Source organism: Bhargavaea cecembensis (assembly GCF_001619585.1).
GTDB lineage: Bacteria > Bacillota > Bacilli > Bacillales_A > Planococcaceae > Bhargavaea > Bhargavaea cecembensis_A.
Genome location: NZ_LQNT01000009.1, coordinates 102335 through 116239 on the forward strand (window position 1 = coordinate 102335; position 13905 = coordinate 116239).

At 53.6% G+C, this 13905-nt stretch carries 14 protein-coding genes and 1 riboswitch; of the genes, 2 read left to right on the forward strand and 12 right to left on the reverse strand.

Annotated features, from left to right (window positions below):
* Positions 1-82: 82 nt before the first annotated feature.
* Positions 83-763 carry a glutamic-type intramembrane protease PrsW gene (prsW, locus tag AV656_RS04195; RefSeq protein ID WP_063179224.1) on the reverse strand — a complete coding sequence of 227 codons (681 nt, stop codon included), beginning with the start codon at positions 761-763 and terminating at the stop codon, positions 83-85.
* 75 nt (positions 764-838) lie between these two features.
* On the opposite strand from prsW, the gene AV656_RS04200 reads away from it, so the two are divergent.
* On the forward strand, positions 839-1813 hold the full coding sequence (locus tag AV656_RS04200) for an asparaginase (protein WP_063179226.1): 975 nt from the start codon (positions 839-841) through the stop codon (positions 1811-1813).
* Positions 1814-1931: 118 nt separating this feature from the next.
* On the opposite strand, the gene AV656_RS04205 is transcribed toward AV656_RS04200, so the two are convergent.
* From AV656_RS04205 to AV656_RS04230, 6 genes are all read right to left on the reverse strand, one after another.
* Positions 1932-2900 carry a YpdA family putative bacillithiol disulfide reductase gene (locus AV656_RS04205; RefSeq protein WP_063179228.1) on the reverse strand — a complete coding sequence of 323 codons (969 nt, stop codon included), beginning with the start codon at positions 2898-2900 and terminating at the stop codon, positions 1932-1934.
* A gap of 3 nt (positions 2901-2903) precedes the next feature.
* On the reverse strand, positions 2904-3692 hold the full coding sequence (locus AV656_RS04210; protein WP_063179230.1) for a metallophosphoesterase: 789 nt from the start codon (positions 3690-3692) through the stop codon (positions 2904-2906).
* Positions 3693-3892: 200 nt separating this feature from the next.
* Positions 3893-4525 carry an HPP family protein gene (locus AV656_RS04215; RefSeq protein ID WP_063179232.1) on the reverse strand — a complete coding sequence of 211 codons (633 nt, stop codon included), beginning with the start codon at positions 4523-4525 and terminating at the stop codon, positions 3893-3895.
* 86 nt (positions 4526-4611) lie between these two features.
* Positions 4612-5397, reverse strand: coding sequence for a LysM peptidoglycan-binding domain-containing protein (locus AV656_RS04220; protein ID WP_063179234.1), 786 nt, complete (start codon positions 5395-5397; stop codon positions 4612-4614).
* A 77-nt stretch (positions 5398-5474) separates the two neighbouring features.
* The gene (locus AV656_RS04225) at positions 5475-6935 is read right to left on the reverse strand and encodes a RecQ family ATP-dependent DNA helicase (protein WP_063179236.1); all 1461 of its coding nucleotides are present in this window, start codon (positions 6933-6935) and stop codon (positions 5475-5477) included.
* Entirely contained in the window at positions 6877-7968 is a 1092-nt protein-coding gene (locus AV656_RS04230; protein WP_063179238.1) for a helix-turn-helix domain-containing protein, read from the reverse strand. The genes AV656_RS04225 and AV656_RS04230 overlap by 59 nt, the downstream gene beginning before the upstream one ends.
* Positions 7969-8070: 102 nt before the next feature.
* Here AV656_RS04230 and AV656_RS04235 point away from each other — a divergent pair, with 102 nt between their 5' ends.
* A complete protein-coding gene (locus AV656_RS04235; RefSeq protein ID WP_063179240.1) occupies positions 8071-8322 on the forward strand; it encodes a ferredoxin in 252 nt (83 codons plus the stop codon).
* A gap of 139 nt (positions 8323-8461) precedes the next feature.
* Here AV656_RS04235 and AV656_RS04240 read toward each other — a convergent pair whose 3' ends face one another.
* From AV656_RS04240 to AV656_RS04260, 5 genes are all read right to left on the reverse strand, one after another.
* Positions 8462-9046 (reverse strand): ECF transporter S component, encoded by a 585-nt coding sequence (locus AV656_RS04240; protein WP_063181210.1) that lies wholly within the window; start codon positions 9044-9046, stop codon positions 8462-8464.
* Positions 9047-9210: 164 nt separating this feature from the next.
* Positions 9211-9343: riboswitch (FMN riboswitch) on the reverse strand.
* Positions 9344-9430: 87 nt separating this feature from the next.
* Entirely contained in the window at positions 9431-10669 is a 1239-nt protein-coding gene (locus tag AV656_RS04245; RefSeq protein ID WP_063179242.1) for an Ish1 domain-containing protein, read from the reverse strand.
* Complete coding sequence (locus AV656_RS04250) at positions 10666-11199, reverse strand: RNA polymerase sigma factor SigX (protein WP_063179244.1); 534 nt, start codon at positions 11197-11199, stop codon at positions 10666-10668. The genes AV656_RS04245 and AV656_RS04250 overlap by 4 nt, the downstream gene beginning before the upstream one ends.
* A gap of 49 nt (positions 11200-11248) precedes the next feature.
* Positions 11249-13027 (reverse strand): ATP-binding protein, encoded by a 1779-nt coding sequence (locus tag AV656_RS04255; protein ID WP_063179246.1) that lies wholly within the window; start codon positions 13025-13027, stop codon positions 11249-11251.
* Positions 13020-13733: a response regulator transcription factor gene (locus AV656_RS04260; RefSeq protein WP_063179248.1), complete on the reverse strand. Its 714-nt coding sequence runs from the start codon at positions 13731-13733 to the stop codon at positions 13020-13022. The genes AV656_RS04255 and AV656_RS04260 overlap by 8 nt, the downstream gene beginning before the upstream one ends.
* Between the last annotated feature and the right edge of the window lie 172 nt (positions 13734-13905).

Consider the following 13905-nt stretch of genomic DNA (forward strand, 5'->3'; position numbering starts at 1 on the left):
GAAGATGACTTTCTGCTTTATCTGAAGCTTTGACCATTTTATTATTCCCGGAGAACAAACAAAAAACCCGGCTCGGGCCGGGTCATCGCGCTGTGCGCTGCTTTCTGATATATTGGTCGATACTCAGTGTGTGCGCCCGCTTGACACGCTTAAGGGCGAACCACCACAGAAAGAGCATGAACGGGATCAACAGGTACATTCTGATGCTTCCTGACATGACAAGCGCATTATAGACAAAATGGAGCCCGAATGCGGTGAATAAAGCCAGGAACAGCATCGGCTTTGTCCCGGACTCTTCGACGAACCTTGCACGGCCCAGATAATAGCCCATGACAACACCGAACAGCGCATGGCTGGAGACGGGCAGCAACGCACGGATCAGCGCCTCGTCCATCCCGAAAGTCAGAAGGAAGAGAATGTTTTCGACGGTGGCGAATCCGAGTGAAACGGAAGCGCCAAACAATATGCCGTCATAAGGATCCTCGAAGTCCACATGTCCGTAGACGACGACAAGCAGGACGAGCCACTTGAAAAACTCCTCCAACCCGCTTGTGAAGAGCACATCACTGACAAACACGGAGCCGAATACCCCTTCCTCCTCAAATACATATTGGATGAAGAGGATTGGAAATGTCAGCATCATTCCATAAACATAGGTCTGAAGAAGGCTCCGAGAAGGTTCTTTATGAATCTGCTTGCGCAGGTAAAAGTAACTGAAAAGTGCGAGGCCCGGGGCGATCGCCACCGTAAGCAACATAAACATGGGCGTCTCCCCCTCCTTGCGAACTACATCCATCATCCTATTTTAACATGTCAGAATCTACCGGGAGGTACCAAAATGACAAAAACCTTGCTTCTTCTCCATACGGGCGGCACCATATCGATGACCACAGACGAACGGGGAGCCGTCAGACCCGGCATGAGCAACCCGCTCCTCGGTGAAATCAGCAAGCTTGGAATGGCAGACGGGATCATCGAGGCCGAGGCCTTTAACCTTCCCTCCCCGCACATCACCCCCGCTCATATGCTTGAGCTGAAGAAGCTGATCGTCCGTTCTCTCAGTGAACAGCACGCGGACGGGGTCGTCATCACCCACGGTACGGACACTCTGGAAGAGACGGCCTATTTCCTGGACCTGACACTTGATCTGGAGATTCCCGTCGTTCTGACCGGAGCGATGAGAAGCGCCGATGAGATCGGATCCGATGGTGTCCACAACGTTCTGTCTGCCATCCGGGTCGCCTCTGATGAGGGATCGCGGGGCAAGGGGGTCCTCGTCGTTTTGAATGACGAAATCCATACGGCTCAGAATGTGACGAAGACCCATACCTCAAACGTCTCAACTTTCCAGAGCCCCCAGTACGGACCGATCGGCCTGGTGACGAATGGCCATGTCCACTATCATCATGCTCCACTCCTCCGCACCCGATTTGATGTGGATGAGCTTGGCGGACGGGTGGCACTCCTGAAAGTGTATGCCGGAATGGATTCGGAATTCCTCTTTCATGCGGCAGACGCCGGCTACGAAGGGATTGTCCTCGAAGGACTCGGTCAGGGAAATGTTCCTCCCTCCCTCATGCCGGGGCTGCGGAGGCTGCTCGAAGATGAGATTCCCGTGGTGCTCGTTTCCCGCTGCTTCAACGGCATCGCCCAGCCAGTGTATGGATACGAAGGAGGCGGAAGGATGCTTCAAGAGGAAGGTGTCATTTTCGCCCATGGACTCAGCGGCCAAAAAGCCAGGATCCAGTTGCTCCTCGCCTTATCAGCCGGTATCGGGCCGAAACAGATTTCAGGATCTTTCAAGGGACATTGATTCATCTGCCGACAGGCAGATGGGTATATAGTTTACATAATATTTTTATTAACTTCTAAAATGGCATAAGAAAAGCCGGACCCGTCCGGGGAAATCTCCCCTGCAGTTCCGGCTTTTCTTATTTAACATATTCTATGGCTTTTTTTGCGATGAGGCCGCCGTGAAAGCGTCCGTTTTCTATAAAGATCTCATTGGCATTGTTGCCTGCCGCAATGACACCGGCAATGAACAGACCGGGTACCGACGTTTCCATCGTTTCCGGATCATACTTAGGACGACCGGTTTCCTCGTCGATTCCGATTCCCATCTTCCGCAGGAATGTATGGTCCGGGTGATAGCCTGTCATGGCGAACACGAAATCGTTGGGTATAGAACAGATCTGTGACTCCCTGTCCTCAAGCTCCACAGTTTCTTCCGTAATGCGGACAGGCACAGTACCGAACCGCATATCGACCGAACCGTCCCGTACAAGCGCATCAAATTCAGGCAGCACCCACGGCTTGACGCTCGGTGAATATTCCGTCCCGCGATAAGAAACCGTGACCCGGGCGCCTGCTTTGTTCAGTTCGATGGCGGCATCTACCGCGGAGTTTTTCCCGCCGATCACCAGCACATCCGTGTCGAAAAATGGATGTGCTTCCTTAAAATAATGAAAGACCTTCGGCAGGTTTTCCCCGGGAATTCCCAGATGATTCGGATTGTCATAGTATCCGGTCGCAACGACTGCGACGGGTGCCCGGTAATGCCCCTTGTCTGTTTTGATGTTAAATCCGCCATCCGCTTTTTCGACACTCTCGACCCGTTCAAACCGGTTGACCCGAAGCTGCTTTCTCCGCACGACCTCCCGGTAATAGACTAGCGCTTCGTTCCGTTTCGGTTTCAGACGCTCCGTGATAAACGGAATTTCGCCGACAGACAGTTTCTCGCTTGAACTGAAAAACGTCTGGTGGGTCGGATAATTGTAGATGGCATTAACGATGTTGCCCTTTTCGATGATAAGAGGACTGATGCCTTTATCCTGCAATGCGATGGCTGCAGCAATACCGCATGGTCCTCCCCCGATAATGATTGCTTCTTCCTGATTCATGATTTACAACTCTCCATTACTGTGCTTCTTGATCGCCCGCAGCCTGATTATATGGCTTTCAGCCGGGGCGCCGAGCCTGAGCGGCACGAGAGAGGTCCCGTAGCCGTTGCTCACGAGTTCCACCTTTCCATTATCCGACCGGAAGCGTCCCTTTTCAAGCATACCGAACCGGCCCAGCCGGATCTGGCCCCCGTGGGTATGCCCGGCCATCCGAAGTTCAGGATCTCTGGAGCCGAGCATGTCAAAGACATTCGGCGAGTGAGAGACGAAGATGACTGCATCCCCCCGCCTTACATTCCGGAAAGCCTTTTCAACATCGACGTTGAAAGAAGACAAATCATCCGTACCGACCAGCATCCAGCGGACGGGACCTGACAGGAGTTCAGCCGACTCATTGTCAAGGACAGAACCGCCCACATCGGCAATGGCTGAACGGATCAGCCCCTCTCCGACTTCACGGTCATTGTTCCCCCATACGTAGTAAAGCGGGCCGAGCCCGGAAAGACGCCTGATGTTCCTGCGGATCCTGTCTTCTGGGACACCTCCTTCCGCCAGGTCCCCGCCGATAATGACAGCATCAAACGGACCGCCTGCCTTCCGGATGAGTTTCCTGGATATACGACGGCGGTGTATATCCGAAATAAAGAAAATATCGGGGCCTTCCCCGTCATGCTCGGTATAAATGACGGCCTCATGCTTCCTGAGCAGGGCCAGTTTGGCGCTTGCATACATTGCGGCAAGAACAGTGCCTGCCGTGGCCGCCAATACGGTGGCTGCAGTTTTCATTCCCATTGCATCAACTCCCGTTTCTGGAGGCTTTCGGACCCTTTATTCATAAGACGCCTGCCCTGGACTAAAGTATGCACCAAAGCGGAATGCGCATCACGAAAAACAGGGATCCGGTAAGAATCCCCATGAGAAATAAAAAAGCAAACGGCAGCAGCTCGGTCGCTCACCGCAGGCCACTGCCGAATGCTATGAAATTCGTCTCTTCAGTCTTCCTCATGGATATGCAGAACACGGAATCCGATTTTCTCGAGTTGCTTCAGGAACAGTCCCATGTTATCGCTTTGCTCGATTTTGAGGACAATCCGCCTGATTAGCTTATCAGTCTCATCAAACGTGATCATGGAAATGACCGACTCGTGGTACTTGTGCAGCAGTTCACCGAGACGGGCGATTTGTCCTTCAGTCTCCACCGAGGTGAATGTGATGCGAACCCCTTTCCGGCTCATGCCGAATGCGCTTTTCACCTGGTTGACGATGTCCGGGCGCGTAACGATTCCGAGGAACTTCGGACCTTCGGTGACAGCGATAATCGGAAAATCGCTGATCTCGACAAAAGATTTCTCGAAGACGTCATCGAGCGTGAGCGTGATGTCCTTGCGGATGATGATGTCATTAAGCGACGTTTCAGAAAGGTAGGACTGCCGGTCCTTGCCGGAGTGGAAATAGGCTTCATAGGTCAGGTATTGGTTGATAATGCCTTTATACTCATCGCCGTCCAATACCGGCAGCGCATCAATATCTTCTCGCCGGAGCAGCTCAAGCACATTCTCGAGCGACTCGCCGATCTGAACCGTCACACATTTCTCTTTTGGAATCATGACGCTTCGTACAAACATCGTCCCACCCCATCCTATCGGTATCTGTTTTCTTGATATCTTTATTCGGCAGGGGGAGCTGTAATTCCTTTAATGCATCCCGGTTGTTAAGGGATGATGAGTGTCTGACCTACGGATATTTCATTGGAGGAAAGGCCGTTGGCACGCTTGATTTTCTCCACCCCGTCACCGGAACCGTAAAAATTCACTGAAATGCGGTAAAGTGTTTCTCCCGGCTGGACGGTGTGTGAACCGCGCTTGGCGTTCTCCTTCTCCTTCTCCTGGCGCTGTTGCTCTTCGCGCTTTTTTTGCTCGGCGATCCGGGCCTGTTCTTCTTTGCGCTTCTGCTCCTCGATCCGCTGCTGCTCTTTCAGGCGCTTTTGTTCTTCCAGTTTTTTCTGTTCCTCGAGTTTCTTCTGTTCTTCGAGCTTTTTCTGCTCCTCGAGTTTTTTCTGTTCTTCGAGGCGCTTTTGCTCCTCCTGCTGCTTTTTAGCCTGCTCTTCCGCTTCCTGCTCCTCTGCATCGGAAACGGCACCGCCCTCTGCCGGCGGCTCGGCATCTTCGCCGGCGATGGATGTGTCAATCTCAAGGTTCTGCTCGAGTTCAGCAGCATTGCTGCTTTCCATCGGATCATAGAATTTATAGACATAGATAAATAGCGAAATCGGAATCAGCATGAACAGAATGAGCAACGTGTTGATCAGTGTGCTTCCTTTAGGTCTGTTCTTTTTCCCGACTGCCTTACCGGCCTTCTTCTTTTTCTTGGCTGACGGTTCCTTGCGGCCGAACAGTTCAGCTCTTGTCATCGGCTTGTCCGCAGCATCCGTATCGTCAGTCACCGCGATTTCCTTGCGGTGCTGCTCGAACTTCTGTCGGAAGTCATCATTCGTCATAGCCGTCACCCTCCAATAAAAGGTACGTAAATATATTATGACGAATGCTGTCGCAAAAGTAAACGTTATTCACCACATTAAAATCCGAACAAACGATCGATTCGTTCCCTCCAATCGAGGAGGCCGGGGGTATTTCCGGCAGTTGTCCTGCCGGTTAAAATCCGTTCGGGAACCAGACCGCATTCCGAACAGCATTGATCGGGGCGGGACGCCGGTGAATAGCCGAAAAGGCCAAGTGCTTTTGAACGAATGCACCCGCCGCCTTCTGCAAAACGGACCATAGAGAAAATTTCTTTGCGTTTTGCTTCCGCCAGCCGCTCCATCTGAGTCGCGGCGCTTTCTGTTCCGAGTCTTCCGAGCCAATAGCGCACGACCCGGAGCGCGGTCTCTGAAAGTCCCGCACGCTCCCCCGCTTCCTCGATGGTCAGGCCTTCCTCCACACAAGCGCCGATAAAACGCACCGTTTCCGGTTCCGGCAGATCGTCCACGGCGATAAATGCCGCTGTGTCGGCATCGCTTTCCGCATAAAGGAGGGTGGCCAATGACTGCCCCCCGTCTCTTCCGGCTCTGCCGATTTCCTGTATATACTGGGCTGCGGAGGCAGGGAGATGGTCATGGATAATCCATCGGATGTCGGGTTTGTTGATGCCCATGCCGAATGCATTGGTCGCGCAGATCCATTCCAGTTCCCCGTTCAAGAACTGTTGCTGGACTAGGATCCGGTCCTCATTCTCCATGCCGGCATGGAAGGCGGCCGCACGAATCCGACGGCTGCTCAAAAGATCCGCAAGTTCTTCTGCCCGCTTCCTCGACTGTACATAAATGATGCCCGGGCCCTTCCAGCGGGAGAGGTTGTCGAGAATCCATTCCGTTTTTTCCTCCCGGCCGTGAAGGCGCAAAAGTTCCATTGCAATATTAGGCCGGTCCGGCGGATGGATAAACAGCTCAGGCTGCTCCATGAGCAGATAGTCCGCGATATCACGGATGGCCTTTTCCGAGGCGGTCGCCGTCAGGGCGAGGACAGGCGGCCTTTCCGCCAGGGTTCCGAGCCATTCCCTCATCCTGAGATAGTCCGGTCGGAAGTCAAATCCCCATTGAGAAATGCAGTGTGCTTCGTCTGCCACGATATATGCAAGGCGAAGCCGTTTAATCCGGTCGGATATATGGGGCTGGACCAGCATCTCCGGGGAGGTGAACAGATATCGGTACCTTCCAAGATTGGCCAGCACGTCAGCCCTCTCTTTTGGGGCCAGGTACGAGTTCAATGCCGCGACCCGCTTTTCACCCTTCATCTTCAGCTGGGCGACCTGGTCCTCCATAAGTGAGAGAAGCGGTGACACGATCAGCACGGTCCCTCCGAGTGCGTAGACGGGAAGCTGGTAACACAGTGATTTGCCTGCCCCGGTCGGCAACACGGCAATCGTGTCGCGTCCCCGGATCACCGAGCGGATGACCTCTTCCTGGCCTTCGCGGAATTCATCAAATCCTGTGACCCGTTTCAGCAGGCTGTCCAGGTTTTCCCGGATTGTCATGTCCATCTGACCCATCCTCCTTTCCGAGCCGCGCCAGGATCAGACGCAACTGAAAATAGCTGAGTCCGGGAAACGACTTTTTCAACACACTCAACTTACGCGTACCCAACCGTGCCGCCTCACTTCTGACGTCTTCAATATCCTCCTGCGCTGCAAACTTCCTGAGAGGGAACGCGGGATCATTAATCGCAATCTCGACAAAATGATCTTCGATTGTGCTCATTTTCAGGTTTCTCCGCTCCGCGATCTCTTCCATGCCCATCCCGGCCCGGTACAGCTCGTCCGTTTTCTTGGCAGAACCGGTGAGCGGGCTTTCCGCCCGCACTCCCTGAGACAGGGCGACGAGCAGCGGAGTCTGCTGTTCTGAAATCACGTCAAGCCAAATATGCAGTGTTTCCACATATTCCACTTTCAGGTCCATCTCAGACAGGCCGGACAGTTCGGAAAGCTGATGCCAGGTCATGCCGGACATGCCCTTTCCCGAAAGACGGGCCAAGAAACGGGAAAGCCGGGCATCCTCCATGCCGGTAGATTCCAATCCGTTTCGGATCTCCACGGCGATCTCTTTGGGGTTCATTCCTCTTACAACAGTCGCAAACAGATTTCTCACAACCCGCTGAACGGACGGATCGGCGGACACTGGCATAAACGTACGGTCTCCGGCAGACAGATGGGACACTGTCTGGACGGTGAGGGCAAGCCTCGCAAAAAACAGTTGCTCCATGCCCCGGTATACCCATCCATTCAGACGAACCGGCTCAAGCGCAGCAGCCCTCATTTTTCCTGCCTCGCTCAGAAAAACGGTCCCATCCTCTTTTTCAGTGATGAGACCGGATGCCAGGAGCCGCCGATAGGCCAAATCAAAATCTTTGGCATGCAAAGAAGGCAGCATCCCGAAAAACGGATGCAGCCCGTAATATTCCGTATCCTGCAGCGTCTGGCCCGACCGCTTCCCCTTCATCAGATGGAAGGCGGCGTGCTTATAACGCTCGCCGTCCAGACGGCTGATGATGTTCAATAAAATGTCATCAAAGCTCATGGCACGCCTCCGCGGGATAAAGTGTTATCATTAGTATTGATGCAACACCGGTCCTGTGAAATACAGGACACGGGATTCACTAGTTTAAAGGAGAGACCCACTATGCCGAAGTACACGATCGTCGACCAGGATACGTGCATCGCATGCGGGGCCTGCGGCGCAGCCGCCCCTGATATATATGACTATGATGATATGGGCCTGTCATTTGTTATCCTAGATGATAACACGGGCACTGCCGAAGTTCCAGAACTGCTCATCGAGGATATGGAAGATGCTCTCGACGGCTGCCCGACAGACTCCATCAAAATTGCGGATGCACCGTTTGACGGAGATCCCCTGAAGTACGAAGACTGAACGCAAAAAGCCCTGCGCCTTACTGGCGCCGGGCTTTTTGTATCCGGTAAGATCGCCCCGGATCATCAAAAAGAACCGCTCCGGTGTTACCCGGAACGGTCCTGAATAAGTAAAGGCAGATGTTGGGCGCTTCCGGTAATTATCCCTGGAAGACGGCCCGCTGTTTTTCGATCCAGCGATGCATGCTGCGGAACAGGAGCAGGATAATGGCTGCGAGGATAATCCCCTTCAGCAGGTTAAACGGCAGGATCCCCATCACGATCATCTGGTACAGTTCTTCACCCGACATGACCGGGAAGTTCATGAACTTCACATAGAGCGGGAGGAACAGCACATAGTTCAGCAGACTCATGCCGACCGCCATCGAAATGGTACCGAGGATGAGGCCGGTCGTCATTCCCTTGGCATTGGACAGGCGGTGATACACCCACCATACCGGCAGAATGAACAGGACACCTGTAGCGAAATTGGCCATGTGGCCGACCGGTACACCGGTCGGGCTGCCCGAGAACAGCCAGTCCAGAACGTTTTTCAGCAGTTCAACGAGGATACCGGCAACCGGTCCCATTGTGATCGCCGCGATGATGGCCGGCACTTCACTGAAGTCGACTTGCAGGAATGCAGGGAACGGCGGCAGCGGGAAATTGAACAGCATGAGCACAAACGAGATACTGCTCAGCATGGCGATTGCGATCATCGACCGCAGGCGCAGATTTTTCTTCATGACACTTTCTCTCCTTCTGTTGATCCTCTTCAACGAAGGAAGGACGACGGCCCCGATCACCTGCCCCAAATCAAAACCCCTGAACGGAAATCCGTCCAGGGGAGAAAGGCAAGTTTAATACAGGCGTCACCTGTCCGCAAATATACAGACAGAAACGGCCGTGCCTTCACCTTCTCCCATCCAGACTTTACTGTCGGCTTTGGAATCTCACCAAATCCTGCCTTGCGGCTCGCGGGCTTAGGGGCATAACACCCCATCACCGCCGGTCGGGAATTTCACCCAGCCCCGAAGATGAATCAATATGTGGTTATTTTTTATTACAACCCTATCATACAAAAAAATAAATGATTTGTAAACTGGTCTGGCCGAAAATATTTCAGAAAATTAGCTGCCGGTGTCCAAACTCATTCCGTTTGGTCCTGCAGGAAGCGGAATCGCCTCATCAAGATCATACCCTCCAGGCGGATTATCAGCATTCTCAAAGCGGACACGGAGATTATACTCAGCCGCAGTCAGGGCCATCCCATCAATCATCCTGGCAGCATCCTGTTGTTCCATTTCACCGAAATCAAATGTTTCTCCAAACCGGACCGTCAAGACATCGCCATCGCCCGGCAGCTCCACCGTAAAGTCGGCATCCTCCGGAACGACCGGTTCATACAGATCGTTCGTCCGGTCCTTCATCAGCCGGATTGCCTCAGCTGCATCGGCAGGCTCCAGATGCCGGTCCGGTGCAAGGATCGTAGAGCCGTCACTTTTCTCATAGGAGAAGTACACAGCCCCCTCCCTTTCAAGCGGCATTTCCTGGAGCGGACCGACCTGGTCGAACTCTGCAGGAGCACCGCTCTCATCCAATACCTGCAAAGACGGACTATCCCGGAATGTTTCCTGCAATGAGTCCGTGAACGCTCCGATTGCCGCACTTGCAATATCGTAGGAATGGTTGCCGTTCAGAATAAGAATTACCTCTCCTTCTTCCTCGCCGACAGTTCCGTCATATGGATGATAATCGTCAAAACCGAGGGCTTCCTCATCAATCTGTGGAGCATAGCGGTTATACAGATCGACCTGACCCGGTGTTTCCCCTGCAAAATCCGCCTCGATCCTATCACCAGGAATCAGGAACGTGACGGGTATCACATTTGCAGCCTCTACAAGGCCGATCCGGAACGGAACGAGGCCCTCCAGTTTCCCGGGGTAAACCGCACCGATAGCAGGTCCGCTCATGGAAACTTCCATGCTATGGAGATCTGCCCCTTCGCTGGTGCTCCCCTTATCCGACAGCGCACTGCTTTCTTCAACTGAACCAGTTTCCGCCTGTCGGTCCGCTTCCGTTGCCTTCTGTACCGCATCGTCTGCATGCTCGCTGGCCGTGTCATTGGCACCGCTCATTTCACTGCCTCCATCCATCATGGAAGGAATGAGGATACCGGCCGCCAGAAGCGCTGCTGCGGCTACTCCAGCCGGAATCCACTTCCGAATCCGGGAAGGCCTCTTATCCCGCAGGCGCGGATCGTCCTTCAGCCTGGACAGGATCTCATCGCGGCTTCTCCTATCTTCGGGTTTCGGCACGGACTTCAGCCAGCGGCCGATTTCTTCATCATTCCATTTGTCTCTGCTCATCGTCCGCCACCTCCCAGTCCGTCCGACTTCTCCAAAAGTTCTCTTGCTTTTTTAACTGCGCGGTGCTGGGTCGTCTTGACTTTCGCTTCTGTCCAACCGAGAACTTCAGCTGTTTCTGCGATGGACAGTTCCTGCAGGTACCTCATGATCAGCACGATCCGCTGGTCTTCCGTGCAGGCGTCCAACACTCCGAAAAGCCGGCCCATCTCGTCTCCGTGGACAGCCGCTTCCTCGGGTGTCGGACCCCGGTCGGCGGGCTGCTCAGTCTCCCAGTCAAACGACTCGTCCGTCCGCTTTCTGCGGACGGCTGCCCGCCGGAAATGGTCAAAAGCCACATTCCTGGCTATGGAAAACAGCCAGGTCCTCTCGCTGCTTTTCCCCTGAAAGTTGCCAAATGATTTCAGAACACGCACATACACTTCATGCAGCAAATCCTCGGAGAGCGTCCGGTCCTTCGTCAAATAGATCAGGAACCGGTAGACATCCTGGTGGTATTCCTCATAGATCCGATGAAACACGGATTCATCCATCAGCTGCCCTCCGTTCACTGGTATTGGTCGCCCGAATGGCGAAAAAGTTTCAATGCTCTTCAAAAGGGATGCTGAATGTCATCGTTGTCCCCTCACCAAGGCTGCTCTCTGCACGAATCCATCCGCCGTGGGACTCGACGATATTTTTCGCAATGGCCAGACCGAGGCCTGTGCCGCCCTTCCCTCTTGTTCTCGCCTTGTCGGCCTTGTAAAAGCGTTCAAATACGAATGTCAGGTCTTCATCTGCAATGCCCGAACCGGTATCGGCAACAGCCACTTCAAGAAGTCCGTCCGAAGCGGAGGACCTGACCTCGACACTTCCGCCGGAAGGGGTATGCCGGATGGCGTTGTCGATCAGGTTGGTCATGACCTGTTCAATCCTGTCCTCATCCAGTTCGACAATTGCCTCTCCCGCACCTTCCGTGTCCACACCGAGGGTGATGTCGGCATCCTTCGCCTTCTGGACGAACTTGGAAGCGATCCGTTCCACCATCGGCCGCACGGCGACAGGGTTTTTGTAAAGCCTCATATAACCGGACTCAAGCCGGGTCAGATCAAGTGTATCATTGACAAGGCGGCCCATCCGCATCGCTTCATCCCGGATGATTTTCATCATTTCTTCGCGATCTTCTTCTTTCTCGACAATTCCGTCGCTCAATGCTTCCGAGTAGCCGATCAGCATGGAGATCGGGGTCCTCAGCTCGTGGGAGATGTTGGCGAGGAAGTCGGTCCTGACCTTGTCAAGCCTGTGCTGTTCCGTCATATCCCGGAAAACCGCAACCGCTCCGCGGATGTTGCTGCCGCTGTAGAGCGGACTGATTGTGATATCAAAATATTGACCATCAAGAGACAGTTCATCCTCAACTTCCTCCGAGTACATGGCGGCATGATCAAGCATCCCCGTAATTTCATCCGGGAGATCCCCTTCCTGATCTTTCCTCACATCCCGCCATTTCTTCAGCAAACGGTCTGCCGGCGGATTGGTCAGCAGGATTGACTGGTCACGGTTAAACGAGATCACCGCATCCGTCATGGAAGTAAGAATGTTCTGGAGCTGTTCCTTTTCCTGGCCGATCACTTCCAGATTGTGCTTGACCTGGCGCCCCATTTTGTTGAAGGCTACTGCAAGGTCACCGATTTCATCGTGCTGGGGTGTGGGAACTTCCGTGTCGTACCGGCCTTCTGCAAGGCTGTTCGCCGCTTCCTTCAGCTTCCGCAGAGGAGACGTGATTCTGGAAGACAGGAAAAATGCAAAAAAGGTTGTCAGCACAAATGCGATGAATGCGGACAACAGGACAATATAGGTTGTCTGCCGGATGGTATCGTGGACGGCCTGCATGCTCTGGTAGACGAATACCGCTCCATTGAGCTCATTCCCTTCGTGAAGCGGGGCGGCCAGGATGGAATATGTCTCCATGCGGTCCTCATCTTCGGCAGATGGCAGGTTCATCTCTTTGACTACCGGGGAGTCCTCACGAAACACACGTGAAAGCTCTTTGTCCTTAAGAAGGATTTCACGGATTTCTCCGCCGTTGTCTTCCTCATGAAAGGCACCGATCACCTTTCCGGAAGAGTTTGCGATGACTGCACTTGTATCTCTGCCCAGAAGATCATCGATCACATAGATTGAGGCTGTCGGATCCTCGTGCTGATCAACGATCTTGGAGATCGTGACAGCCTGTTGCCGAAGCGTATTCTCCGCCTGGTTTCCATAAAAGTTCCCGAGGAATTCAAGGAGCAGGACACTCACGATGAACAGGACAAATGAAACGAGAAGCAATATGGTTGCCCATAGCTTCCCGACGACGCTGTTCCATATCCTATTCATTGCCTGCCTCAAACTTGTAGCCGACGCCCCAAACCGTGACGATCATTTTGGCGGCACGCGGGGAGACTTTCGTCAGCTTTTCGCGCAGCCGCTTTACATGAGTATCAACCGTCCGAAGGTCACCAAAGAATTCATAGTGCCAGACTTCCTTCAGCAGCTGTTCCCGGTCGAATACCTTGTCCGGAGTCTTCGCAAGGAAGTAAAGCAATTCATATTCCTTCGGCGTAAGGTTCACTTCCTTGCCTTCCGCCGTTACACGGTGGGCATCGTTGTCGATCATAAGATGAGGGAAGACGACCAGATCCTTCGGTGCCTGAGGATCGACAGAAGCGTAATTCGCCGATCGCCTCAGAACAGCCTTGACGCGTAGTACAACCTCACGCGGGCTGAACGGCTTGACGATATAGTCATCTGCACCGGCCTCGAATCCCTGGACACGGTTCGCTTCCTCACCTTTCGCCGTCAGCATGATGACCGGCGTCATTTTCTCTTCCCGGAGCGCGGTGCACACTTCCACGCCGTCTTTCCCCGGCATCATGATGTCGAGCAGGATGCAGTCATAGTCACGGCCAAGCGCCATCTCCAGCGCTTCGTCGCCGTCGACCGCCTCTTCAACTTCATAGCCCTCGCGTTCAAGGTACATTTTCAGCAGTCGCCGGATGCGTTCTTCATCATCGACGACAAGGATGGAAACCTGTTCAGTCACAAACCATTTCCCCTTTCACCAACACTGCTCTTCACTTCCTATTGTACCGTCCGGAGCAGGAAAATGAAAACGAATCGTCTGTTTACGGACGGTTTGGCTGATGACGGCGCAGACCTTTCCGGGTCACCGATCAGAGAGCGCAGAAAAAGGACCCTCCGGGGAAATCCGGAGG

Excerpts from the sequence above, each read along its gene's own strand:
- prsW (WP_063179224.1), bottom strand. The coding sequence starts at position 763 with ATGTTTATGTTGCTTACGGTGGCGATCGCCCCGGGCCTCGCACTTTTC.
- AV656_RS04200 (WP_063179226.1), top strand. The coding sequence starts at position 839 with ATGACAAAAACCTTGCTTCTTCTCCATACGGGCGGCACCATATCGATG.
- AV656_RS04205 (WP_063179228.1), bottom strand. The coding sequence starts at position 2,900 with ATGAATCAGGAAGAAGCAATCATTATCGGGGGAGGACCATGCGGTATT.
- AV656_RS04210 (WP_063179230.1), bottom strand. The coding sequence starts at position 3,692 with ATGGGAATGAAAACTGCAGCCACCGTATTGGCGGCCACGGCAGGCACT.
- AV656_RS04215 (WP_063179232.1), bottom strand. The coding sequence starts at position 4,525 with ATGTTTGTACGAAGCGTCATGATTCCAAAAGAGAAATGTGTGACGGTT.
- AV656_RS04220 (WP_063179234.1), bottom strand. The coding sequence starts at position 5,397 with ATGACGAATGATGACTTCCGACAGAAGTTCGAGCAGCACCGCAAGGAA.
- AV656_RS04225 (WP_063179236.1), bottom strand. The coding sequence starts at position 6,935 with ATGGACATGACAATCCGGGAAAACCTGGACAGCCTGCTGAAACGGGTC.
- AV656_RS04230 (WP_063179238.1), bottom strand. The coding sequence starts at position 7,968 with ATGAGCTTTGATGACATTTTATTGAACATCATCAGCCGTCTGGACGGC.
- AV656_RS04235 (WP_063179240.1), top strand. The coding sequence starts at position 8,071 with ATGCCGAAGTACACGATCGTCGACCAGGATACGTGCATCGCATGCGGG.
- AV656_RS04240 (WP_063181210.1), bottom strand. The coding sequence starts at position 9,046 with ATGAAGAAAAATCTGCGCCTGCGGTCGATGATCGCAATCGCCATGCTG.
- AV656_RS04245 (WP_063179242.1), bottom strand. The coding sequence starts at position 10,669 with ATGAGCAGAGACAAATGGAATGATGAAGAAATCGGCCGCTGGCTGAAG.
- AV656_RS04250 (WP_063179244.1), bottom strand. The coding sequence starts at position 11,199 with ATGGATGAATCCGTGTTTCATCGGATCTATGAGGAATACCACCAGGAT.
- AV656_RS04255 (WP_063179246.1), bottom strand. The coding sequence starts at position 13,027 with ATGAATAGGATATGGAACAGCGTCGTCGGGAAGCTATGGGCAACCATA.